Here is a 24249-nt window from a genome sequence, read left to right on the forward strand (position 1 = left end):
CCGCCGGGCCATGCGCCGCTTGCGCATGGCTCGCCACCCGCAACGACACAAGACACTATGAGCGATATCGACGCACTGCTGCAGCCCATTCCGGGCGAGGCGCCTTGTGGCGCCGACATGGTCTTTTCCGCCGAATTCGACGCCATCCGCGAGGCCCGCCGCCAGGATGACCCGCACCTGGACCAGGGCGACTGGGTCATCGACATCAAAGAAGCCGACTGGCCGCAGGTGATCCGCATCTGCACCGAGGTGCTGACCCAGCGCAGCAAGGACGTGCGCGTGGCCGCCTGGCTGGCCGAGGCCTGGGCCAAGACGCGCGGCTTCGCCGGCCTGCGCGACGGCTTCCTGCTGGTGGACGGGCTGTGCCGGCGCTATTGGGATGGCCTGCATCCGGTGCCGGACGAGGGCGACGTGCAGCAGCGCGTGGGCAACCTGGCGTGGTTGCTGTCGCGTTCGCAGCAACTGGTGCGCGAACTACCCTTGACGCAGTCCGAGGGCGGGCGCTTCGGCGCGGTGCTGTGGGACAGCGCCTCGCAACTGGCCAACGCCATCAAGCGTTCGCCGCAGAACGCCGCCGACATGTCGCGTGGCAAAGTCACCCTGGAGCAGTTCGACGCCGCGCGCCGCGACACGCCGCCGGCGTTCTACGCCGAGCTGGAAAGCCAATTGCAGAGCTGCTTCGGCGCGGTCGACGTGCTGGAATCGACGTTGACCGAGCGTCTGGGCGACGAAGGCCCGGCCTTCACGCCGGTGCGCGCCGCGCTGAAGGACGTGACCGAGCTGGTGCATCGTTTCGCCCGCGAGGCCGGCCTGCTGGTGCGCGCCGACCTGGCGCCGGCGCCGTCCGCTCAGGCCGCGCCGTCCACCGGCGCGCCCATTACCCGCATGGAGCCCACCTTGACCGCTGCCGATCTTCCGCCCACGGCCTCCGCGGCCACGCGCGGCCCGCTGCAAACGCGCGACCAGGCCCTGGCGCAACTGCGCGAAGTGGCCGAGTTCTTCCGCCGCACCGAGCCGCACAGTCCCGTGGCCTATCTGGCCGACAAGGCCGCAAGCTGGGGCGAGATGTCGCTGCACCTGTGGCTGCGCACCGTGGTCAAGAATGGCGAAGCGCTCTCGGGCCTGGAAGAGCTGCTGGGCGTGCCCAAGCCGCCCGAGAACAACGGCTGAAATCCCGCCCGTGGCGCCGGCCGCGTGGCCGCCGCTCAGCGGCTGGCGCGGAATTCGATGCGGCGGTTCTTGGCGCGGCCCTCGGCGGTGGCATTGGTCGCCACCGGCTGGTCCGGCCCCGCGCCCAGCGTCTCGAAGCGGCCGGGCGGCAGCCCCTTGTCGACCAGATAGGTCCTGACCGCGTCGGCGCGGGCCTGGCTCAAGGCCAGGTTGGTGCTGCGGCTGCCGGAGCTGTCGGTGTGGCCAATGATCTGCACCTTGTCGCTGTGCAGCTTCGGGATCACGTCGGCCACCTGGTCGAGCAGTTCGCGCCCGCGCGCCGTCAGCGTGGCGCTGCCGGTCTCGAATTCCACCACGCGGTTGGTGAGCACCTTGTCCAGCAGTCCCTGTTCGTCCTTGCCGGCCGCCACGCGCAGGCCGTTGACGATCTTGTAGGTCGGGTTGAGCGAGGTGGCGAAGGCGCTGGCGATCTGCTGGCGCGAGGCCTCGTTCTGCACTTCGCCCTGCAGGCGGATCTGGGTGCCGTCCACTTCCAGTTGGCCGCGGTTGATCTGCTTGAGCGGCTGGCCGATCAGCTTGCCGACGTGCTCCGACCAGTTGGGGGGCGCGACCACGCCGCCGACCTCGATCTGGTCGATGACGTTGCCCACGCCATAGACCTGTTGCAGCCGAGCCAGCACGTCGGCCTTGGTGGCCTCGTCGGGCACGGCGCCGCTGGCCACCACCTGGCCGGGCTGCGGAATCACGTTGGCGGGGACGACGGTGGCGGCGTCCTGCGCCGCCGCGGCGCACGAGAACAGCGCCGCCAGGATCAGGAGAGAGACGCGCATGGTCAGGCTCCGGTGAAGACTTCGAGATAGGTGTCGAGCGCCATGCGCAGCGACAGCCTGGGTTGGTCCAGGTAGCTGGAGAGCTTGGCCAGGCCGTGGCTGGCCGACACGTGGTTGCGCACCCAGGGCGCGTCTTCCAGCACGATGTATTGCTCGGCAAAGGCCTGCGGCGTGGACAGCAGGCTGGCCAGCGTCTGCGGAGAGGCGCCGCGAAAACCCGCCACCAGCCGGTGCTTGCCGCCGATGCGGCCGATGAACACGGCGATCTCGAAATCCGCGCGCGCCAGGAACGGCGCGATCAGCGTCATCCAGTACGAGGCCACCAGATTGATGTAGAGCGGATCGTCCGGCAGCGGCAGCGCCAGCCCGCGGTCGAGCTGCGAGGAGCCGCTGGACATGACCGGTTCGAGCAGGATGCCCAGCGCCAGGACGATGTCGTGCACGTTGGCCGCGTGGCCGTTGCCGCGCAGCATGGCCTGCAGGCGCTCGACGGTCTGCAGGTCGACGAAGGCATCGAAGCCGTCGTCGGCCTCGGTGCGGATTTCGCCCTCGAGTTCGTTCAGGCTCTGCAGCGCCGGGCCGGGGTCGGCGTCGGTCATCAGCAGCGCGGCGGCGCCGCTCATGCGGTTCCACAGCCGGCTGAAGGCCATCGGGCTGCGGGCGATGAAGGCCAGCGGCCGCTGCACCTCGACCGAAGTCGCCGACAGGAACGGAAAGCGACGGCCCGACTGGTCGCGGCTGGGCTGGAGGTGCCCGGCGATGGCCAGCTTGCCGCGCGAGCCGAGGATGGCGAACGGCATCGGCTCGGCCTCGTCGTACAGCGTCTTCCAGTGCGGGTCCTGGGCCAGCAGCTCCATGGTGTTGGCGACCCAGCCGTCCAGCGTGCTCATCAGTTGTGGATGCGAGGTGTTCTTGACGAAGTCGCCGCGGGCCGGGATCTTGCCAAAGTAGGCCGTGCGGAACAGGGGGGACTGCAGGTTGCTCATTGCGGCGCTCCGGGTCGCGTCTGGGCGGAGGAGGATTCGGAAGTGGCGCCCACCACGGAGGAGGGCAGGCGCAGGTTGCGCAGGCCCTGGCTGCCGCCGGGCTCGCTGCCGCCGGCGCCGGGCGCCTGGGCGTTGCTGATGATGCGCAGCTTGACCGGCACCGTCACGTTCGACTTGCCCCAGCTCATGTTGAAGCTGCCGTCGGCGTTGGAGGTGCGCTGGGCGGTCGCGATCAGGCGTTCCAGGCCGAAGCGGCCGGGTTCGTTGACGATCTCGACCACGCTGCCGTCGAAGGTGGTGGCGGTGATGCGCGCGCCGGGCGCGCCCTGCGCATTGGGCCAGACGAAGTTGACCCATTGCGGCGGCGTGTTGCGGTAGCGAAGTTGCTGGCCGTCGATCTCGATGGTGTATTCGGTCACCCCGGCGGCGGGCTTGGGCTGGATCTGGAACAGCGTCTGCGGCTGGCTGGCCGAACCGGCGCCCGCGCCGCCGGACAGCGGCGCCACCCACTGCGCGAAGTTGGCGGTGAAGGTCGGCTGCAGGCTGATGCCCATGTCGCCCCAGGTGCGCGCCGTCAGGATGTCGCCGCGGCGCACGGTCAGCGGGCCGAGGGTGTCGTTGACGTATTTGGCGATGCTGCCCTGCGGGCCGAACACCTGGCCGATTTCGTCGCTGCTGGCTTCGACGCTGGCGCGCGAGGCGAACGGATACTTCTCGGCCAGGGTCTGGTTGAACGGCTGATAGACCTGTGCGTTCCAGACCTTGTTCAGTTCGCGCTCGGCCGGTTGCATGGCCACGGCGTAGGCCTGGATCAGCGGTCGCACCAGCAGCGGGCGCAGCGTCTCGCGCTGCGTCGCCGACAGGCCGGCCAGCATCTGCTCGTCGACCAGCTTGAGCGCGTCGGCCAGCTCCGAGTCCTTGCCTTCCAGCGTCTGGCGCAGCAGCACCAGCGAGCCGGGGCCGGGGTCGCCCTGGTTGTTGAGCAGGTTGAAGCGCGTGCGGATCTTGGACAGCGCGCCCATGTAGTTGCCCAGCAGCGACTGGTTCTCGCGCGTCACCACCAGGCGCGCCACGTCCGAGAACTCGCGGCCCACCGGACCCATCGGGATGGCCTCGCCGTTGGCGGCGGTGGCGGGCGCCGGCGGCGTCTGCCGCAGGATCACGCGCTTGAACCAGCCCACCACGCCGCTTTGCGCCTGCTGCAGGCCGGCGTTGACCAGCGACGGGTTGTCCCACGAGGTCTGCTCATAGGCGGTGTTGATCAGCTTGGCGATGGGCGAGGTCTGCGGGTCGCCCAGCCGGTTCATCGCGCCCACCGACTGCTCGAAGCTGGTGAAGGGTTTGATGGTCACGCCGCGCAGGAACTTCTGCCATTCCTGGGCGTACTCCGTCTTGTACATCGTCGCCAGGCTCTTCTGGATCTGCTCGGGGCTGCCGTCCAGCGTCAGGTCGTCGCGCGCGTTCACGCCCAGCACCCAGTCGCTGGTCTGCACTTCCTTCTTGGCGGCCTCGTTGATGGCGGGCTGGATGTATTGTTCCCAGGCCTCGCGGGTGAAGGTGCCGGGGATGGCGTAGCTGCCGGCCACCACGCCGGCGTCGTTCTCGCCGACGATGCGCGCCACCGTCATGGTCTGGAAGCGCGTGGCGGCGCGCGCCTTGAGCGTGGCGTAGGCGCGTTCGCGCGCCGGCATGCCCTGCATCACGGCGCGCAGGCTGGCGCGGGTCTTTTCCACCAGCGCCAGGTTGGTGTCGATCTGCGGCCAGCCGGCGTCGGGGGCGCGGCTGACGTAGAACGAGATCAGGCGCTCGGCGCTGCGGATCAACTGGTCGCGCGGCATGGCGCCGCGGTTGGTCTCCAGCCAGCCGCGCCAGAAACGCGTGATCTGGTCGGACAGGTGGGTCGGGTCGACGTGCTGGCGATTGGCCATCATCAGGTACGTCTTGAGCGCGTTGTAGGCGTCGTCGGCATTGGTCGGCGAGGCGTCCTGGAACAGCGTGTCGCCGCCCGCGGCATTCGCGCCGCGCAGCGCCTGCGGCGCAGGCTTCGGCGCGCCGCCGGCGGCCGCCGCGTTGCCGGACATGTCGACCTTGGCCAGGAAGTCCTCCAGGCTCACCTTGACCGGGCTCAGCATGAACTGGCGTGCGCCGTTGTAGTACTCGGCCAGCAGGCGTTCCTTGAGCACGTCGCCCTGGTATAGCCCCAGGCCCAGCGACCACGGGCGGCTGGACGAATAGCGGTCCAGTTGTTCGATGCGGTCCTGCAGGATCTCCATGGCCTCCAGGCGGCTCTGCAGGTCGGTGCGCTCGCTTTGCAGGCGCACCACCTTGTCCAGGTCGGCCTGCACGTTCTGCGCCAGTTGGCGGTTGCCCAGGTACGACCAGCTCCAGCCGCCCAGCACCAGGCCCAGCGCCAGCACCAGGCCGAAGAAGGTCAGGTAGCGCATGCGGGTCTTGGCCGGGCTGGCGTGCTGGCGCACCAGCTTCTTGTCGGCAAAGATCACGCTGGAGAACAGGTCGCGCAGGAAGAAGCCGTTGTGCGAGGACACGCTGCGCGCCTGGCCGCGCGGGGCCGGGCGCAGGTCGAAGCGCTCGGCCAGCCGTTCGGTCGAGGTGCTTTGCGACACGCCTTCCTGCAGCGCGCTGGTGAAGTAAAAGCCGCGGAACACGGGCTTGTACTGGAACGGGTTGGTCTCGAACAGCGTCGACAGGAAGGTGCGCAGGGCGGGCTTGATGCCGGCGAATTCCAGCGGGAACGTCAGCAGTCCCGGCGGCAGGTCGCGGTTGTTGCGCAGCGAGATCTGCGCCGTGCCCATTTCCTTGAGGCCTTCGTACAGTTCGTCGAAGCGTTCATCGAACAGGGCCAGCACGTCGCGGTTCTCTTCCGCGCCGTAGGGCAGGGTGGCGCCCCAGACGCGGTCGCGTTCGCGCTGGTCGCTGTCGGAGAAGAACTCGTTGAAGCCGGAAATCAGGTCGGCCTTCGTGAAGATGATGTAGACCGGCGCGAACACTTCCAGCCGGTCGGTCAGTTCCTGCACGCGCTGGCGCAGGTTCTTGGCCAGGTTGATGGCGAACTCGGGGCCGGCGCCGGTCAGCTCGTCGATGCTGGCGGCCACGATGATGCCGTTGATCGGCGCCTTGGGGCGATGGCGCTTGAGCAGGTCGAGAAAGCCCATCCATTCGTTGCGGTCTTCCTCGTGCACCGAGTAGCGGCCGGCCGTGTCCAGCAGGATGCCCTCGGTGGTGAAGAACCAGTCGCAGTTGCGGGTGCCGCCCACCCCGCGCACCGCCGCCCCGTTCTTGTCGGCGAAGGGAAACTGCAGGCCCGAGTTGATCACCGCGCTGCTCTTGCCCGCGGCCGGGTTGCCGATCACGATGTACCAGGGCAGTTCGTACAGGGCTTCGTTGCCCGAGACCTGGCCGATCTTGGAGGTCTTGATGGTGCGCACGGCCTGCACCAGCCGGGTGCGCAGCGCGTCCACGTCGCCGCGGTTGGCGGCGGCCGCGCCGGCCTGCACCTGCTGCTCGAGCATGTCGCCCAGGTTCTTGTTGGCGCGCCGCGCGCGGCGCCGGCGCCACAGGTAGGCGCACAACCAGATGAACAGGAAGATCCCCAGCGCGATGGCGGCCCAGACCAGGCCGATCTCGACCGTGTCGGCGAACAGGAACAGGAACACGACCAGGGCGATCAGGCCGATCGCCATGAACAGGCGCGGGTTGCCGAGGGCGCGCGATGTCCAATGTCGGCCTTCGCTCAGGGCGCTGGAGATACCGGAGAAGAAACCTGAAAGGCTACGCATGATTCTGGCTATTTTTATGTGGGTCAGGCGGAGAGGGACGGAGACAGCAGGGCGAGTGTGCGCAAAGCGGGGTCCTGGGTCATGACGGCGATGACGGGGGCTTCGGCCTGCGCGCAGGCCTCGCCGGCGACCGCCAGCGTCAGCAGGTGCGCGGCCGCGCCGGTGTAGCCGCAGGCGCCGCCCACGGCCAGGCAATCCTCATTCGGATCGAGTGTGGTGAACAGCGTGCTGGCCAGTCCCGCCGTTTCGAGCGGACGGCTGCCACGATGGTCGGCGTCGCTGACCAGCGCTCGGATGTCGTCCGCGCGCCGTTCCTGCTGCTGCAGGAAGTGGCTGGCCAACTCGGCCAGCATCGGTTCGCTGGCGGCGCCACGGGCGTCGGCGCCGGTGGCGCGGTGCGCCATGGGCGACAGGGCCAGCGCGAAGGCGCCGTCCGGCGGCGCGGCGCCGGCGTTGTCGCCGGCCCCGGCCTGGTTCAGGTCGAGCAGCAGGCCGGCGGCCGCTTCGCCGGGCACGCGTCCCTGCGGATTGGCGCTGTCGACCAGCATGCCGTCCGCGTCCCAGTCCTGCACCACCGCGGAGTCGATATAGGAATCGGCCGAGGCCACGATGCGCAGCGGCGCGCGCGCTGGCGTGACGGGCTCCAGCGCCAGTTGCCGCAGCAGGCCGTCGCTGGCCAGGGCGTCGCGCGCCTCGTGTGACCGCAGCGTCAGGCGGGCGGCGGGCCAGGCCGCGATGAGGCGGGCCTGGGCCAGCGCGTGCTCGCGCGCCGCCGGCGGCCATTGGGCTGGCAGCAGCAGTTCGACCTGCAGCAGCGGCCAATCGTCGTCGCGCTCCGGCGTGCCGTGATCCAGCACGTGGGCGCGGGCCTCGCGCGCCAGGCTCTCGACCACTTCGCACAGCAGGGCGGTGGCGCGCAGGCAGTTCTCGGCCTGCGCGGCGGCGGGCGCGGCTTGGATTTCGGCGGCCTCGCGCAGCATGTGGTTGTCCAGGTGCGCGGCGCGCGCGCTGAAGATGGGAAAGCCGCGGGCGTTCTTGAGCGTGTCGTCCAGGTCGGGCCGCTGCTGTTTCGCCAATGCCTCGTGGATCGCGGCCGCATCGCTGCCGGGCGCGGCGCGCGCGGCGCTTGCCAACACCGCCAGCCGCGTGGCGGCCGGCGCCGCCTGGGGCGCCTGGTCGCCGGGCTCCGCGGCCGGCGCCGCCGCGGCCGCGGCACGGGCTTCGCGGCGGGCGCGCGCGATGCGCAGGCCGGCCCAGCCGGCCGCGATCAGCGCCAGCGGCAGCGCGAACAGATACAGGCCGATGTCCAGCCCGGTGGGCAGCGTGCGTGATTCCTGCCACCAGATGATGACGGCCAGCCAGACCGCCCCGAAGACCAGGGCCAGCAGCAGGCCGGTTTTGAGAAAGCGGGTCATGTGGATTCGTAGCGGTAATCGGTTGTCGGGGCAGGGGGCAGGGTAGTCGCGCGAGATGATCGGCTCATTGCGCGGCCCCCGCGTCGCGTCGCATGACGCCGGGGCGCCGCAATTCGGTGTGGCCGAAGTCCATCAGCTTCCAGCGGCCGCCCCACGTCAGGCCGACACGCTCGGCGGTCTCGCCAAACAGCTCGTAGCCGCGCATGGCCCAGGGGTCCTTCTCCGACACCACCACCTTGCCATCGCGCAGGAACGCGCTGTCGGCGGCCAGGCCGTATTGGTGATAGCTCTGGTAGGCGCCGGCGTTGGTCACGTGGGAACCCTTGCTGGCCAGTTCTTCCTGGCGCTCGGGGCTGCGGTAGCCCTCGATCAGCACCATTTCATAGCCATGCTCTTCGCGCATGATGCGATAGGCGGCCAGCAGGCGCTGGCGGTAATCGGCGTCCAGCAGGTTCCAGTCGCGGCTCGCGCCGCCCAGGTTCGGGCGCACCAATTCCACCTCGCGCGTGGTGAAGACTTCGGGCGGCAAGGGCGGCGGCGGAACCAGTCTTTCTCCGGTCAGAAGGGCCTGGATGCGAGGGTCCGGGCCGGCCATCCGATCCTCGTAAATAAATGTGTGATTGTGTCGCATGACGAAAGCGAAAAGGGACGGAAGCAACACGACAGCGAGGCCCGCGGCGATCTGCCAGCGGTACGCGGAAAACGTGCTGCCGGCGCGGCCCACGCCCGCGCGCACCACCTGCGCGGAGCCGCCGACCATCCCGCCCGCATGTCCCGCGCCGCGCGCCACGCGGCGCCGCATTCCCTGCGCGAACGCACGCAGGCTCCGCGCGGTTCCCGTCCGGAATGACGGGAAGACCAGCAGCGCGGAGACGCCAATCGCAAGCAGAAAATATAGGGGCAGTAGAACTAGCAACGGTATCCCTCAATCACGAAGGCGTAATCTTTTGTTCTATTCGGGATTGAGGCAAGCGCTTGGGCGTTGCAGACAGCGTCGATGCTTTAGAAATCGTAACAAGAAGCCGTGATCTAAAAGATGTCATCAGGTATTCTCGGACACCTTGGTTAAAGGGGCTTCGTGCGCCCTTGCCGACACGGGATCTCGCATGGCAGAAGACGAAAAAAGATCGCGACCACCGCCTCCTATTCCCAGCTTGCTAGCCGGACGCTCATCCTCCGCGGATGCGCAGCAGTCGTCGCGCATTCTCGCCACGCTCGAAGGCCGCGTGCCCGAAGCCGAGGCGGGGCACTTGCCGCCCAGGCAACGTTCGAGGGCGCCGCTGCGGGTGCTGCTGGTGCTGCTCCTGGTATGTCTCGGCGCGGGGCTGTGGGCGGTCTATGACACGGCGGAATTGCCGGCCGTCGTGGCGCGCATCGAGCCGGATGCCCGGCCCGCGGGCAACCCGTCCGCCGGAGGCGCCGCCGCGGTCGCGACGCAAGCCAACCCGCAGGGCAATGCTCCCGCGAGCGCGCAGGCGCGCATGCCGGCGGACGCGCCTGCGCCGCCGCCCAGCGCGGCCGCCATCATCGACGATCATCCGTTGGCGCAATTGACGCAGCCCGCCGACGAGGGCGAACCCGCCAATCCGCTGGCGGCGCTGGCCGTCACGGCCGCCGCGCCCAAGCCCGCCACCGCGCCGCGCGCCGCAGCGCCGAAGGCCCCCGGCCCGACCACGCAGCGCGCCGAGCGCTCGCGCGAAGCCACCGTGATCGCCGCAGCAACGCCCGGCGCGGCGGCGTCGACGTCGAAGAGCGCGCCGGCGCGCGGCAAGGCGACGCCACGCAATGACAGCGACGCGGCCTTGCTGGCGACGCTGATGGCCTACGGCTTGCCGCCGGCGTCGCCGCCCGGCACCAAGGTCTACAAGACCGACGGTATCTTCGTGCGCGAGTTGCCGGGATCGTCGCTCGCCACCCGCCTCGGGGAATGCCGCAAGCTCGGTTTTCTCGAAAGCGAACAATGCCGCCTGCGCGTCTGCGCGGGCCACTGGGGCACGGCCCCTGAATGTCCCAACGCGCAATCCCACATCGAACCGTGATCGCGCCTGACCAAGGTTTTTCCTCGATGGATCCGACCGCAACCGCTGGCTTGTTCAATGCAGATGCCCGACTCTACCGTTTGCAAGGCGAGGGCGCGCTTGCGTCCCTGCAGGTGGAGGGTTGGATCGCGCGCGAGGCGCTTTCGAGCGTGGGCCAGTTGCGCGTGGTGGCGCTGTCGGATGACGCCGGCCTCTCGTTGCAGGACATGATTTCTCGCCCGGTCACGCTGTGGACCGCGCGCGCCGACGGCAGTCGCGCGGCGCGCAGCGGCGTGATTCGGGAAGCCGAGCTGCTGTCGGGCGACGCCGGCCTGGCGCGCTACCGGCTGACCGTGGCGCCGTGGCTGTGGCTGGCCACGCAGCGGCGCGCCAGCCGCGTGTTCGAAGGCAAGGCGGTGCTGGACATCGTGCGCCACGTGCTCGATGGCTATGAAGGCTATGTCTACCGGTTGGCGGCCGACGTCGAACCGGCGTTGGCGGGCCTGAAGCCGCGTCCCTACACCACGCAATATCGCGAGACCGACTACGACTTCCTGGCGCGCCTGCTGGCCGAGGCCGGCCTGGGCTGGACCGTGCTGGAAGACGAAAGCGTGCCCGCTCGCCACGTCGTGCAGTTGTTCGCCGACAGCCGCAACCTGGCCGAGGACGCCGAGTCCGCGAACGGCGGCATCCGCTTCCAGCGCGCCGCCGCGACCGAATCGCGCGACACCGTACAGGCGCTGGCGCGCCAGCGACGCCGCACGCCGGACAGCATCACCGTGCTGGGCTGGCATGACAGCGGCAAGCGCGCGGTGGCCGCGCAGTCGCTGGTCAATCCGGCCAGCGGCAACGGCGACGAGCATGGGCTGGATTGGTACGAGGTCGCCGGCCATGGCGGCTTTGCGGATGAGGCCCAGGCCCGCCGCCAGGCGGACCTGGCGACCGAAGCCGTGCGCGCCCGCGCGGAAACCTTCGTCGGGCGCGGGGTGGTGCGCACGTTCCGCTCGGGCACGCGCTTCACGCTGCAGGACCTCTCGTCGCTGGGGCCGGCGGGCGAAGCCGGCTTCGAACCGGTCTTTGCGCTGGACCGCGTCGAGCACGTGGGCATCAACAACCTGCCGCCCGAAACGCGCGCCTCGCTGGCGCAGCGGCTGGGCGGGCTGGATCAGTACCTGGCGCTGGATGGCGACGCCTTGGCCGGGCCGGGCGCGCAACCGCATGACGCCATCGCCTTGCGCGCGGATGCGGCCGTGCTGGCCAGGGCGCGCGAGGTCGGTTACGCCAACCGCTTCGAGGCGGTGCGCTGTGACCGTCCCTGGCGGCCCGCGCTGCCGCAACCACGTGGCGCGCGCCTGACGGGCGCGCCGTCGGTGCACGGCGTGCACACCGCTGTCGTCACCGATGCCGAGGGCGGCACGCAACCGAAAGAGCAGGACGAGATCCTGCGCAACAAGCGCGGCGACGTTCGCATCCGTTTTCATTGGCAGGCCAACGCCGCCGAGGGGGAGGCCGCCAGCCGCTGGGTTCGGGTGGCGCAGCGCCAGTCAGGCGCGGGCATGGGCATCAGCTTCGTGCCGCGCATCGGCCAGGAGGTGCTGGTGCGCTTCCTGGATGACGACATCGACCAACCCATCGTGGTGGGCGCGCTGTACAACGGCCGAGGCGAAGGCGGCACGCCCGCCACGCCCGGCGGGCGCCAGGGCGCCAAGGCCGACACGCAGGTCTATGCCGCCGCGCGCGATGGCGCGCCCAGCGCCCAGGCCAACCTGGCCTCGGGCAACGCGCCGGCCTGGCACGGCGCGGCCGGCGGCGACGAAAACCATCGCAACGCGGCCGCCTTGAGCGGCTTCAAGAGCAAGGAGTTCGGCGGCGCGGGCTACAACCAGATCGTGTTCGATGACACCGATGGCCAGTTGCGCATGCAGGTCAAGAGCAGCGCGCAGGCCAGCGAGCTGAACCTGGGACACCTGATCCATCAGGCTGGCAACTACCGCGGCGGCCTGCGTGGCCTGGGCGCCGAGCTGCGCACGGATGGCTACGGCGCGGTGCGCGGCGGCGCGGGCGTGCTGCTGAGCACGTATACGGCGACCGGCGGCCTGGCCAGCGCCATCGGCGATGCGGCCGGGGTGCAGGCGCTGGCGGGCCAGACTGAGCAGATGGCGCGTTCGCTCGACGGCGTGGCGGGCGCGCATCAGGGGCTGCGGCTGGCGACTGTGCAGGGCACGCGCGGGCCGGGCGCCAGCGTGCTCGATGGCGACAAGGCGCCGCTGGCGGCCATGCATCGCGCGGTTTCGGGCACGGTGGCCGGTGACAGCGTGGAAGGCGCGCGCGGTGACGCCTCGTCCAAGCATACCGACGCGGCGCAAGGCAAGGTGCCGCACGCCACCGATCCCGTGGTGCTGATGGCGGCGCGCGCCGGGCTGGCGCAGGTGGCCGGCCAGCACCTGCAATACACCGCCGGCGAGGCGCTGCACTGGTCGGCGGGCAAGGACCAGAACCTGGCGGTGATGGGCGCGCTGCGCCTGCACACGGGTCAGGGGCTGGGCATCGTGGCGGGACTGCAGCAGGGCGGATCGGAGTCCGGGCTGGACCTGATCTCGGCCAAGGGCAATGTCGACGTGCAGGCGCAGCACGACATCCTGCGGGTGCAGGCGCAGCAGGACATTACCATCGGCAGCGCCCAGACGGCGGTGGAATACGCCGCGCCCAAGCGCATCCGCATTGCGACGGCGGCGGGCGCCAGCATCGTGCTCGAGGGCGGCAACATCACCGTCACCGCGCCGGGCCGCATCGACGTCAAGACCGGCAACAAGCAGTTCGCCGGGCCGGACCGCCTGCCCTATGCCTTCCCCCAGTTCACCGTCTGCAAGCAGTGCGTGCTGGACGCGCAGGATGGCGTGCAGTCGATCACCGACAAAGCATGAGGGGCGGCATGATGGATTGGGAGTCGCGCCTGAATGACACGCTGGCCCAGGCCGTTGATCTGGCCGCCGATGTCGGCGCCGCATTGAATACCTTTCTGCTGGTGGATTTTCGCGGCCACGCCGAACTGTCCGCTCCGCTTCGGGCCAGCGCGGATCTGAGCCATGGCTCCATCTGGGTCGGCACCGAACTGGCGGTCTACGAAGACATCGCGCCGTTGCTGATCGAGGTCGATGACCTGACGCGCTTCGAACTGTGGCGCGGTCCCGGCGAGCCGCGTACCTCGGAATTGCTGCGCCTGCTGAAGCGGCTGCACCAAAGCGATAGCGGCGCGTATGCGCTGATCCATCTGGTGTCGCCATTGCCGCTGGCCGAACTGATGGCGCACTTCGCCTATTACGGGGAGTACGGCCTGCCCGATGGCCGCGAGTACTACCTGCACCTGTACGACAGCCGCATCCTGGACCGCGCCTTCCAGGTGTGGACGCCGGCCGAGCGCGCGCGGTTCCTGGCGCCGTTCAATCTGCTGCGCTACCCGCGCCGCGACGGCACCATGGCGCAGTGGACCGGCCCCGGCCAGCGGCCGGCCGACGATGCGCCCCGGCAGCAACCGTTCACGCTGGCGCAGCACCAGGCGCTGCTGGAGCTGGACTATCCAGACAAGCTGGCGGTGCAGATCCGCCGCATCTACCTCGGCGTGCTGGGCGAATTGCGGCAGGATGAACTGGTCGAGCGCGTGACCGAACAGATGGCGCGGGCGCGCTCATACGGCATCGCCAGCGAGCGCGACATGCTGGACTACGTGGCGTGGGGCATCACGATTTCCCCGCGCTTTGACGAACACGAGGCGATTGCGCCGGCGCTGCGCGCCTTCCAGGGCGAGGGGCTGTCGCAGGCGCTGGCACATGTGCCCGACGCGGTGTGGGATGGGCTGCTGCGGGCGGAGCAGGAACGGGGGATTGAATCATGATGGATAGGGACTGCGTGGGGCGTAGGGGGTGGAATGCGTAAAGGCTTGATCGTCTTGTTGATGTGGCTGGGGATGCTGACTGGTTGCAATAGCGAACCCAGCTATTCACGTCTCACGTTCGTGGTGCTCAATTACACGCCCTGGGATCTCGACAATGTTCGAATAACCGATTCGGAAGGCCGATCCGCCAGCATCGGTTCAATCGGTGTCGGTGGAGGTGAAGGTTCGGGTTCGTGCTGCTACACCTTGAAAGGGACGGATTTCACGGTGACTTGGCGGGGAGCAGACGGCGAGGAAGTCAGGAAGCACGTGTACGACGGAAAGGTCGACGAGGTGATTTTCAACAAAACGACCTCGGTACATTTTCCCGCGACCGAAATCCCTAAGGGAGATGGTCCCTTATACCTGCAGTTGCATATTTATCCCGACGAGCACATGGAGATTGCGCTCAGCCGCAAGCTTTTGGGCCAGACGCGTATTCCGCTCGTTGATACGACGGACTGGCTATACGACCAACATCGTGAAGCATTGAAAAACTATCGCAGCAGCTCGGAGCTCTTGCGCGTGCTGGCAAAAGTGGCCAAGGTTGCCTGGATGAAGTATCGGATCGAGGAAAAAGACGATATGAAGCAGTACATGTACATGTACTTCACGGTGGCATCGAACTTTGACTCGGACGCCGATATCGCGACGATACTCTCCCGGCCCGATAGGAAGCCCGGAGACTTCGCGCGCGAGATGAAGAATCTGCCTGAAGGGAAAATAGAGAAACTAAGGGCCACGGGGACCCCGCCTGGAGAAAAGAATGTCTGATCAAGCCCCAGTTCTGAGTGGCGTGGACCGAACTCCCGCTTCGGTACTCAAGGCGATGACTCGAAATGAAGAGGCATATCCCAGGAAGGATTGCAACGAATGTGGGGCGGTAATCAGAATTGGATTTTTCTTTGACGGGTTTGGTCGGAATCGCGATGCCGATGAAGCACATCCGACTTTCTACTCGAACATCTGCCGTCTGTGGGATGCTCACTATGACCAGAAGGATACCGGACGTCCAGTCAATCAATTCTGGTTCCGCTTTTACTACTCGGGGTTAGGGACAGAACTAAACGAAGACGCCAAGAACGACGATTTCATCTACGGGGCCACTGTTGCTGGAAAGAAGCTGCTCAGCGAGGGTGGTAAGCGACTGTCCTCTGCGGGAAAGAACATCACGCGTCTGGACGAGGTGCCAGAGCACGACATGCTCAAGCGCCTGCGCAGCGCTACGCAAAAGATGATCAAGGAGGGATCTTTTTCTCCTGTAGTCAAAGCGTATAAAGATGTGGTGAAGGATGTAAAAACACTACCCGACAAGGTTGTGCGTATTTGGAATGCATGGGATCCCGAGCGCTTGGCGAATCGGGCCAAAGGCACGTTGCGGGGATTCTGGGCGGGTTTCAAGAAGAATCCGCTGAAAGTGGCCTGGACTGCAGGCAAGGAAGTCGTCAAAGCCACAGCGCTGGAAGGTGTACCAATCATTCGTGACAACGAAACCGTGGCATACATCATGGGTACCGGTGTTGACGTACGAGTGGATGCAGCTCTGCACCAGCTGATGGCGGCGCACGAGGCTGTCAGCGCTGAAATGAATAATGTGCGCCGAATCGAGATTTCGGTTTTTGGCGGCGATCGAGGCGGCGTGATGGCGCGGCAGTTCATCAATGATGTGGTGAAAAAATTCCGGCGCCGCCATGATAAGGATCTGGCAATCATTGGCAAAAATGGAGCGCCAGACACAGAAATCCGGATTCGATTCCTTGGTCTTTTCGATTCCGTATCCTCAATCATGGATGAAAGTTCCTTTTTGGGGTTTTTGCCCATTGGCGACTTGATCAAACAGACTCATAAGGATCGGGCGTTGACCGTGCCTGCCGCGGTAGACAAGTGTGTCCACTTCGCGGCCGCTCACGAACTTCGGGCGAATCAGCGCATCGACAGCCTGGAGAAGACGCGTGGCGAGCAGTATCTCTACCCGGGATCCAGCGGCGATGTGACAGGTGTCGGGCCAGAGGGGACATTGGGCGCTCGAACCGAACTGTCCAGAATTCCTCTTCGCGACATGTTGAATCTGGCACTTGCCAATGGGGTGGCCATATACAGCATGGAGCAGTTGTTTGAGAGGCGGCCAATTGTTTTCTTGAAGTTCTCGCTGGCTGGTCAAGTCAAGGACAAAGGGGAGAACCACTATGTTACCGACTTGGTTGATGCTTATCGCGGCCTGGTGAAATACGAGCCCGGCATCGACTTCATGCCCCACATGGAAGTCTTCCTGCGCTGGCTCGCCGTCCGCTACCAGGACCCCGTCTTCAAGAGCGAGCTGTCAGATCCCGCGGAAAAGTGGATCAAGGATCGCGATTTCTTCACGCCCGAACAGGAATACAACGAAGAACTCCGCCGCGTGTCGGCGCTGTCCCGCGAAGAGCGGGCAAAGCCCGAAAACACGGCTCGCCTGAAAGAACTGGAGGCGCTGAAGGACGAACGCTGGGAGCGCGCGGCGGCCAGCCGTGGCGAGTTGCCGCCCAAGCGGTTCAAGCCGTTGTGGCAGCGGCTTGAGGAGGAATACCGGGCGCTGGAAGACGCCGAGCGCAAGGATGCCGAGAACGAGCGGCGCAAAGACGAACTCCGCCGCACTAATCCTGAGCTGGTGCGCCGCATCGAACAGGTGAACCAGGGTCCGCGCGATATGCAAAAGATGCGCAACGACATCATCGTGCGCAATGGCGGCAAGTTGACCGACGAAGACCAGCCCAAGGACCCCTTCGCCGACATGAAGGCAAGGCGGGCCACCGAACAGCGCCTGCTGAACGTATGGCGCGAAGCCAGCGCCGGCAAGAATCCGCTGCCGCCCAAGGTCATGGCGCTGTTCGACTTCCTGGTGCACGACGCCATGCTGAGCAGTTGGCCGGATCACCTGCTGGCCAGCACCACGCTGTACTTCCGCACGCGCGACAAGGACATTTTCGGCAAGACCGATTTCAAGGCCGAGGAGGCAAAGTTGAAGACCGATACCGCCGCTGCGGCGCGCGTGGACCAGATGCGGGCGAACCTGGATAGTATGGCGCCGGCCCGGCCCTAGACGACGCGCTGGCAGCGGGGAATCGAAATGCGGCTTGGGTGGACTCTGGCGCTGGTGCTGGCTGCGGGCATTGCAGGTTGCGGTGGCGAACCGACGTATCGCGGTATCAACTTCATCGTCTACAACTACACGCCTTGGGACCTCGATCAGGTTCGAGTCACCGACGCCAGTGGGCGGTCGGCCGTGACCGGCGCCATTGGCGTGGGCGGAGGTGAGGGCTCTGTCTCATGCTGCTATACCCTGAAGGGTACGGAATTCACGGTCACATGGCGAGGGGCGGATGCTGAAGAAGCCAGACGGCATATGTTCGATGGAAAACTCGATGAGGTGATCTTCGAAAAGACGGCACCGGTGCATTTTCCCGTCTCGGAGATTCCGGCGGGAGATGGGCCACTCTATCTGGAGTTGCATATCTACCCCGACGAGCATATGGAACTCGCGCTCAGCCGAAAGCTGCTGGGACAGACGCGGATTCCGATCGTCGCTGTCACGCGTTGGTTATACACAGAACACCGCGATGCGCTGGCGAATTACGGCAGCAGTTCCGACGTGCGGCGTGTGCTGGGGAAGGTAGCCGGGACCGCGTGGAAGAAATATCGAATCGAGGCGGAAGTCGACATGCGCCAATACATGCGCCTGTATTTCACCGTCGCCTCCGACTTCGACACCGACCCGGAAATCGCCGCGCTGCTGTCGCAACCCGGCCGCCAGCCCGGCGATTTCGCCAAGGCCGTCGCCGCATTGCCGGTGGCGACCATCGCACGCTTGAAAGCCCAGGGCACGCCGCCGGGCGACAAGAATGGTTGACGCCGACGCGGTCGCAACGCCCAGGCTACCGCGTATTCACGATTCGGACCGCGCTCCTGTGCGCCGCAGCCATCGCCGCAACCCGTTCCACAGCCAGTGCTTGATCCTGCCTCCATAGGCCCAGGACAGCACCATCAACCCCAGCATCGCCACCATGTAATACTCCGTCGCCCAGGGGGGCACCGGATTCAGCTCATGGATCCGGTCGAGGATCGGGTGAAACGGCAGGATTTCGCTGGCGGCCAGCAGGCTGAACACCAGGGCCAGCAGCGGGCCGGTGAAATGGGGCCGCTCGCCGTGGGTCGCATCGTCGGCCCAGTACCCCCAGTGGATGAAGCGCAGGACCTGGATCGCCACCACCAGCGCGGCGATGCCGACGGCCAGCGCCATGCCGCCGATGAGCAGAAGGATTTCGAGCGGAAACATGGCCGGCCGGCGTGGGCGGCGTCGCGCCGGGCCTAGGGCGCCGCCTGTACTTCGATCGTGACGGTATTGGACCGCACGCCATTGGACTCGATATAGACCTCGTACTTCGCCGGCTCCGTGGGCAGTCCCACCTGCGCCGCCAGGTCGGTGCTGAACTGCGTGCCGACGCTGATGCCCGGGCTGATCGGGATGCCCTTGGGCGGGCGCGAGCCCGGGATCTCGTCGACCTCGACGCCGGCGCGGGGCGGACGGCGCTTGTATTCGTAGGCCACGCCTTCGTAGGTCTTGCCGGTCTGGGTGTTGACCGCCACGAAGCGCGGCAACTTCTGATTTTGCGAGACGGGGATGATGCCCTGCGCGCATACCGGGATCACCAAGGCGCCGGTGGCCTGCGGCCGCACGCGCGTGGGCGCGGCGATGTTCAGTTGGTCATCGCTGCCGTGGTTGGGCGGGATGCAGGCGTGGTCCAACACGGTGCCGATGGGGGCGGTGGCGAAGGCGGGCGGGTCAATCCAGTCGGTGGTCATGGAAGCGGTCTGGGTAGCGGGTTGAGAGGGGGCGCGCGGACCGCCGACGGTCCGCGCCGACGCGGGCAGGGCGCAGAGCGCGGCCGCGAGCAGCAAAACCAGGGCCGGCGCCGCGCGGCGCCAGCCGTCAGAACGTGGGCCAGCCACCGGACATATCCACTTTGCGGACGGCCTTGGCGCAATGGACGCAGAAGCGGATGCTCATGCAGTCGGCGCCGAACATGACGCAGGCGCCGGTGTCGGCATCGCTGAACCGGTTCGCGGGCAGGCCCTGATGGCAGTGGTTGCCCCACTTGGAATAGAAAAACGGCCCCTTGTCGAGCTTGGACGAGTCCATGTCGGCTTCGTCCGGATGCGCCTGGACCCATTCCGGGCCGCTGGGCGTCATGCCGATCAGGTGGCCGATTTCATGGACGAAGGTCTCCTGCTGGTAGTTCATCGTCACCGGGTCCCAGGGGGACATCGCGGCCACGCACAGCAGGTTAGTGTTGTAGAACGCGAGACCGGCCGCCGCGCTTTCCATGAGTCGCACGCGCAATACGATCTTGCCGGCCGTGGGCACGGGCAGCAGCCCCTCCAGGCGTACGTTCACCGCATGGCAGGCCTTGGGCTGGGCCGGATCGTAGGGGACCGGCGTGACCCGATCGCGTGGCACCACCGCGCGCCGCACGCCGGCGGCCGGGTCGGTGTACTCGAACAGGCATTCCAGGAACCAGTCCTGGGCCGGATCGATGTTGTACCAGAGGAAGCTGACGTCGCCGGCGGCGTCGGCGAACTGGACCTGTGTGCTGCCGGCGCCCGGGCCCGCGTTGGCGCGGATGTAAAAGGGTTGCACCGGCTTCGGCGTGGCGAGCCGGTCCACGTGGCAGGCCACGATGGTGTACGGCTCGCGCTCGGCGCCCTGCGATTGGGCGTAGACCGACCGTGCCGCGCTGCGCAGGCGGGCATCGTCAGCGCTGTTGTCATAGATCACATCGTAATTGGCCTGGCCGCGCGTGGTCAGCGGCGGCAACTGCACCACGTCCACGCCGTGCCGCGCGTACTCGGTCGCGGTCGGCTGGAAGCCGTGGGGGCGCTGCATCGGCTCGGGGCCGGGCAGCATGATTTCCTGGATGTACAGGCGCCTGACCGTTTCCACGACCTCGGTGGAGATGATCTGGTTCTTGTCGTTGACCACCTCGAACAGATAGGTGTTCAGTCCGGCGGCTGGCAGCGCGATATCGTCGACGATCTTGGTGCCGTCCGGATCGGTGACGTAACTGTAGGAGCGCTGGTTCGGCTCGCGGTAGAGCGGCTGGCGGCTCAGTTCGCGCGCCGAGTACACCGCATTGCCCGGCCGCGGGCTGACCTTGACCGTGAAGCGGTGTTGGCCGGCCTTGTCGAAGCGCACCCGGATCTTGGGCTTGTTGGTCTGGCGGTCCAGGCTGGTGAGCGCCTGGCCGTCGTTCCAGCGTTCCTCGGCCTGCGGCAGGTTGACGTATTGCAGCTTGGCGCCGCTACGCGCCTGGTAGGCCGAGGCCACCGTGGTGGCCGGCCTTGGCGTGTCGCCCGCCGGTTCGCCGGTGGCGCCGCCGGGCACCCGCGCGGCGCCGGGCAGGTTGATGCCGGCCGCTTCCATCACGCGCCGGGCCAGGCCCGGATAGGGCGAGTTGGCCACCGCGGGGATGTTCATGATGGCTTGCGCCACCTTGGGCAGCGTCACGCTGGAAATGCTGGGCGATTGCAGGATGGCGCCCACCACCGCCGGGACCGCGGAGTGCGTCAGCCCCGGCGTGCTGAGAATGGCGCCGGCCACGGCGGGCAGGTTGCCCTGGGTGACGTCCGGCATCGACAGCAGCGTGTTCACGGTGGAGCCGAGCGCCGCGCCGCGGTCGCCCATGACGCCCATGGCCTGGGTCATCATCGGGCCGATGGCTGCGCCCACGCCGCCAGCGGATGCCGCCGCGCCCGCCGCGCCACCCGCGGCTGCCGAGGCTGCCGAGGCTGCCGAGGCACCCTCCGCGCCAGCGGCACCGTCCGAGGCGCCGGACAACATGCCGCCGGCTTTCGAACCCAGCGCGGCGGCCTGCGATGCCATCGCCGTGGCCTGGCCGGCCATGGCGCCGGCCTGGGAGACCGCGTCGGCGGCGTTGGCCAGGCCGGCAGGGATGGGCACGGCGCTGGCGAGCGCGCCGCCGGCGCCTTGCGTCAGGGACGCGGCGTTTTCACTTACCAGCGATTGCGTGGCATTGCCGGCGGCCGAAGCGGCGCGCCCCATCAGCGACGGGGTGCCGCCGCTCATCAGCGACGGCGTGACCGCGCTCACCGCGGACTGCGCCATGCCGCCGGCCTTGGCCGCGACGCCCGAGACCAGGCCGGAGCCGGCTTCGGTGACGGCGCCCATGGCTTTGCCGGCCATCGCACCCAGGTCCTGCACCGGCTTGAGCACGGCGCCGGCTATTGACTTGGCTTTGTCCAGCATGCCGGAAGCGGCTGTCAGGCCGCTCGAAAGCGCGCTGGCGCCACCGGCCAGGGCCGAGCCGGGGCCGCCCGCGGCGGCCGCATCGGCGGCGGCCGGCGCGGCGGCCAGGGCGTCCGAAGCGCCAGCGGCATTGAGCGCCTTGCCTGAACCGCTCAGGGCCTGGAGCAGCGCGTTGGGCCGGTGCACCAGTTCGGCCGTCACCAGCATCGGATCGCCGACCTGGCTGGAGGGCAGCGCGGGCAGGGCGGCCGCGTCGCTGGCCGGCCCGATCAGGTTGTGCGAAGCGCCCTTGACCGAGAACATGCCCGGGCCCTTGAAGAGGATGTCGCCGCCGTCCATGACGATGCTGCCCCCGGCCGCCTGCAAGGTGATGCGCGTGTTCGCCAGGATCTCGATGCTGTCGGTGGTGGAGGTGATGGTGATGTCCTGGCCCGCCAGCATTTCCAGCATGTCGGTGTGCGCGTGGATCGACACCGGCGCGTTGGCGGCGATGGCGCGCAGGCCGCCGTCCTGCACGAACAGGCTGGTGGAACGGCCCGAGGCGCTGGCGAAGGTCTGGCGCGCCGCGACATGGCCGTCGGCCTGGGTGGTGGCGTGCAGGTTTTCGCTGGCATGCAGGATCGCGCTGGCGGGGGTCGCCAGGTTCAGCGACGAGGGCGCGTCGACCAGCATGCGGGCGCCATCGATGCGTTCGACCGGGTCGGTGCCGCTGCGCTCGTTGGCACTGGCCTTCACCGCCTGCTGGCCGCCGACGCTGCCGGCATAGCGGCCGTCGGCCTTCGGGTCCAGCGCCTGGATCAGCGGGTTGAATTGTTCGTTGGCCGCCAGCGCGCGCGCCTGGCTCTGCGTGGCAACGTTGTCGATACGCTGCGCGGCATGTTGCGCGCCACGCAGCAACAGCAGCGCTTCCTGCGCATCGGCCTGGGTGGAGCGGGCGCTTTCGCGGGCGTTTGCCGACAGCAGCATGCCCTGGCCCGAACGCACCACGGTCCAGGCGTCGGAACGCAGCTCGAAGCCCGTGCCGCGCCATTGGCCGCGCGAGGATTCGTCGGCGCCTTGCTGCACCAGATAGCCCAGTCCCAATTGCGACGCGGCGATGGAACTGGACAGGCGCGTGCGCACCTGTCCGGCGGTGTCGTCGAACAGCCACTGGCTGTAGCCGCTGCCGTCCAGGGCCTGGCTGTGCCAGCCGCTGAGCGTGCCGGGATGGTTGGCATCGGCGTCCACGCCCGCGCTCCAGGGCGGCAGGTCGCTGTCGTTGTACAACTGCGCCACCACCACGGGCTGGTCGATGTCGCCGTCGAGGAATTCCACCACGACTTCGGTGCCCTGGCGCGGCAGGTGGTGCGCGCCCCAGTTCGGACCCGCTTGCGCGCCGGCCACGCGCAGCCAGGTGCCGGAGCGGTCGTCGCCGGGCGCGTTGCCGGCGTCGTCGCCGTGGCTGCGGTGGCGCAGCCCGCCCGGCAGCGGCCGTTCGCCGCGTTGCCACGGGAACTGCACCTTGACGCGCAGGTCGCGGCCGGTGGTGACGCTGGCGTCCTGCGCCGTCACCACCAGCGCGGTCACGCCCTCGGGGGCCGTGGGCCGGGCGCGCCAGGCCGGCAGCAGCGCGGCGGCGGCCGGCTGCGCGCCGAAGTTGTTGCGATAGGCGCCGTGCTCCAGATCGGGCGTGTCCAGCGCCTGGGCGGCCTGGCTGCCCAGGTTGTTGGCGGCCTCGTGTTCCACCCACAGCAGGGTGTAATGGTTGCCGCCCAGCTCATCGCCCGCGGCGGCATCGCCTTGCGCGTAGCGGTCGTGCTGGGTCAGCGCGAAGACGTGGCCCGGCATCATCTGGCGGGCCGTGCCGCCGCCCTCGAATTGCAGCGCGCGCGCTTCGTGCGCCTGCAGGCCGCGGCTGGCCAATTGCTCGGCCGTGGCATCGTCGGGATGGCGGCCGTGGCCGTCGTAGTCGTAGTCTTCCAGCGGCGGCAGCGCGCCGGCGTCCAGGGCCGATTCGGCATGGGCGCCGTGCGCCAGCAACGCGCGGTCGTTCCAGGCGACGCGGGTGACGGTGTTGGCGCGCAGCGCGCGCGCCGCGCCAAAGCGCGTGACGCTGTCTTCGGATTCGGTGGCGTCGCTGCGATGAAAACGCAGCGAGGCGGCGGGGTTGGCCGGCCGCGCCGCGCGGGCGTCGAACACCACCAGGCGGTGGCGCGCGCCGCCGCCGTCGGCCTGGCCTTCGCCCTGCTGGTGGTCGAAGCGAAAGCTCAGGCCGGCCTCGGCCATCAACCGCAGCACGAAGTCCAGGTCGGTCTCCCGGTACTGGGTGCGCACCGGGCGCGGCGCCAACGGTTCGGTGATCTCGAAGGCGAACGCGGCCAGCGGGTAGTCCGCGAACACGTCGGTCAGGATGTCGGTGACCGACTTGTCCTGGAACACGAAGCTGTCGCGCCGCAGCCGCAGCGTGGCAAGCCAGGGCGCGGCGTGCAGGCGGTAGCGCGCCAGCCCGCCGTCGGCGCCCAGCGCATCCACGCCTTCCACCACCGCGTGCCAGCGCCGCTGTCCGCCATCGGCCAGCAGCAGGCCGACGCTGATCTCCTTGCCCAGCAGGGATTCGATATCCAGTTCGGCGGACGAGGACAGGCAGTCCAGCGTCAGCGCGAACAGCTCGGACACGCCTTCGCGCAGGTGCATGCGTTCGACGGCGAGCGCCTCGCCCAGCGGGGTGTCGACGCGCAGCAGGCGGGCGTTCTGGGACAGCGAGGCAACATTCAGGCTGCTATAGCCCGCGGGCGGGGAGGAGCGATCGATCATGGTGCGTGGCGG

General features: G+C 68.1%; 15 protein-coding genes. 7 read left to right on the forward strand and 8 right to left on the reverse strand.

All coding sequences use genetic code 11. The features are described 5' to 3' along the window. The first annotated feature begins 57 nt into the window (after positions 1–57). Entirely contained in the window at positions 58–1170 is a 1113-nt protein-coding gene (tssA, locus tag SB816_RS11745) for a type VI secretion system protein TssA (RefSeq protein ID WP_343719177.1), read from the forward strand. A gap of 35 nt (positions 1171–1205) precedes the next feature. On the opposite strand, the gene SB816_RS11750 is transcribed toward tssA, so the two are convergent. The 5 genes from SB816_RS11750 to SB816_RS11770 all read right to left on the reverse strand — a co-directional run bounded on the left by SB816_RS11750 (position 1206) and on the right by SB816_RS11770 (position 9114). Beyond that, positions 1206–2000 carry an OmpA family protein gene (locus tag SB816_RS11750; protein ID WP_410547019.1) on the reverse strand — a complete coding sequence of 265 codons (795 nt, stop codon included), beginning with the start codon at positions 1998–2000 and terminating at the stop codon, positions 1206–1208. Positions 2001–2002: 2 nt separating this feature from the next. Continuing rightward, the gene (gene tagF, locus SB816_RS11755; protein WP_054415506.1) at positions 2003–2986 is read right to left on the reverse strand and encodes a type VI secretion system-associated protein TagF; all 984 of its coding nucleotides are present in this window, start codon (positions 2984–2986) and stop codon (positions 2003–2005) included. After that, positions 2983–6687 carry a type VI secretion system membrane subunit TssM gene (gene tssM / locus SB816_RS11760; RefSeq protein ID WP_064522809.1) on the reverse strand — a complete coding sequence of 1235 codons (3705 nt, stop codon included), beginning with the start codon at positions 6685–6687 and terminating at the stop codon, positions 2983–2985. Before tssM ends, tagF begins: the two co-directional genes overlap by 4 nt. A gap of 119 nt (positions 6688–6806) precedes the next feature. Further along, complete coding sequence (locus SB816_RS11765) at positions 6807–8198, reverse strand: hypothetical protein (protein ID WP_410547020.1); 1392 nt, start codon at positions 8196–8198, stop codon at positions 6807–6809. A 64-nt stretch (positions 8199–8262) separates the two neighbouring features. Further along, a complete protein-coding gene (locus SB816_RS11770) occupies positions 8263–9114 on the reverse strand; it encodes a M15 family metallopeptidase (protein WP_054504393.1) in 852 nt (283 codons plus the stop codon). Between the two features lie 370 nt (positions 9115–9484). On the opposite strand from SB816_RS11770, the gene SB816_RS11775 reads away from it, so the two are divergent. From SB816_RS11775 to SB816_RS11800, 6 genes are read left to right on the forward strand one after another with little or no spacing between them, the layout of a single operon-like run. After that, positions 9485–10237, forward strand: a complete 753-nt coding sequence (locus SB816_RS11775; RefSeq protein ID WP_054504394.1) for a hypothetical protein — start codon at positions 9485–9487, stop codon at positions 10235–10237. A 26-nt stretch (positions 10238–10263) separates the two neighbouring features. Next, positions 10264–13140 carry a type VI secretion system Vgr family protein gene (locus SB816_RS11780; RefSeq protein ID WP_175166908.1) on the forward strand — a complete coding sequence of 959 codons (2877 nt, stop codon included), beginning with the start codon at positions 10264–10266 and terminating at the stop codon, positions 13138–13140. Positions 13141–13148: 8 nt separating this feature from the next. Then, the gene (locus SB816_RS11785; RefSeq protein WP_410547021.1) at positions 13149–14108 is read left to right on the forward strand and encodes a DUF4123 domain-containing protein; all 960 of its coding nucleotides are present in this window, start codon (positions 13149–13151) and stop codon (positions 14106–14108) included. 45 nt (positions 14109–14153) lie between these two features. Then, positions 14154–14921, forward strand: coding sequence for a hypothetical protein (locus SB816_RS11790; RefSeq protein ID WP_410547022.1), 768 nt, complete (start codon positions 14154–14156; stop codon positions 14919–14921). Continuing rightward, a complete protein-coding gene (locus SB816_RS11795; protein WP_410547023.1) occupies positions 14914–17223 on the forward strand; it encodes a hypothetical protein in 2310 nt (769 codons plus the stop codon). The genes SB816_RS11790 and SB816_RS11795 overlap by 8 nt, the downstream gene beginning before the upstream one ends. Before the next feature lie 27 nt (positions 17224–17250). Continuing rightward, a complete protein-coding gene (locus SB816_RS11800) occupies positions 17251–18030 on the forward strand; it encodes a hypothetical protein (protein WP_410547024.1) in 780 nt (259 codons plus the stop codon). A 36-nt stretch (positions 18031–18066) separates the two neighbouring features. Here SB816_RS11800 and SB816_RS11805 read toward each other — a convergent pair whose 3' ends face one another. From SB816_RS11805 to SB816_RS11815, 3 genes are all read right to left on the reverse strand, one after another. Then, a complete protein-coding gene (locus SB816_RS11805) occupies positions 18067–18456 on the reverse strand; it encodes a hypothetical protein (RefSeq protein WP_410547025.1) in 390 nt (129 codons plus the stop codon). Positions 18457–18488: 32 nt separating this feature from the next. Continuing rightward, the gene (locus SB816_RS11810; protein WP_211485659.1) at positions 18489–18983 is read right to left on the reverse strand and encodes a hypothetical protein; all 495 of its coding nucleotides are present in this window, start codon (positions 18981–18983) and stop codon (positions 18489–18491) included. 127 nt (positions 18984–19110) lie between these two features. Next, entirely contained in the window at positions 19111–24237 is a 5127-nt protein-coding gene (locus SB816_RS11815) for a type VI secretion system Vgr family protein (RefSeq protein WP_343719386.1), read from the reverse strand. Between the last annotated feature and the right edge of the window lie 12 nt (positions 24238–24249).

Origin of the sequence: Achromobacter sp. SIMBA_011 (assembly GCF_046535435.1) — a bacterium.
Taxonomy (GTDB): Bacteria; Pseudomonadota; Gammaproteobacteria; order Burkholderiales; family Burkholderiaceae_B; genus Achromobacter; species Achromobacter dolens.

Coding starts and splice junctions, on each gene's coding strand:
- SB816_RS11765 (WP_410547020.1), bottom strand. CDS start 8,198: ATGACCCGCTTTCTCAAAACCGGCCTGCTGCTGGCCCTGGTCTTCGGG.
- SB816_RS11805 (WP_410547025.1), bottom strand. CDS start 18,456: ATGTTTCCGCTCGAAATCCTTCTGCTCATCGGCGGCATGGCGCTGGCC.
- SB816_RS11780 (WP_175166908.1), top strand. CDS start 10,264: ATGGATCCGACCGCAACCGCTGGCTTGTTCAATGCAGATGCCCGACTC.
- SB816_RS11750 (WP_410547019.1), bottom strand. CDS start 2,000: ATGCGCGTCTCTCTCCTGATCCTGGCGGCGCTGTTCTCGTGCGCCGCG.
- SB816_RS11810 (WP_211485659.1), bottom strand. CDS start 18,983: ATGACCACCGACTGGATTGACCCGCCCGCCTTCGCCACCGCCCCCATC.
- SB816_RS11795 (WP_410547023.1), top strand. CDS start 14,914: ATGTCTGATCAAGCCCCAGTTCTGAGTGGCGTGGACCGAACTCCCGCT.
- SB816_RS11785 (WP_410547021.1), top strand. CDS start 13,149: ATGATGGATTGGGAGTCGCGCCTGAATGACACGCTGGCCCAGGCCGTT.
- SB816_RS11815 (WP_343719386.1), bottom strand. CDS start 24,237: ATGATCGATCGCTCCTCCCCGCCCGCGGGCTATAGCAGCCTGAATGTT.
- SB816_RS11800 (WP_410547024.1), top strand. CDS start 17,251: ATGCGGCTTGGGTGGACTCTGGCGCTGGTGCTGGCTGCGGGCATTGCA.
- tssA (WP_343719177.1), top strand. CDS start 58: ATGAGCGATATCGACGCACTGCTGCAGCCCATTCCGGGCGAGGCGCCT.
- tagF (WP_054415506.1), bottom strand. CDS start 2,986: ATGAGCAACCTGCAGTCCCCCCTGTTCCGCACGGCCTACTTTGGCAAG.
- tssM (WP_064522809.1), bottom strand. CDS start 6,687: ATGGCGATCGGCCTGATCGCCCTGGTCGTGTTCCTGTTCCTGTTCGCC.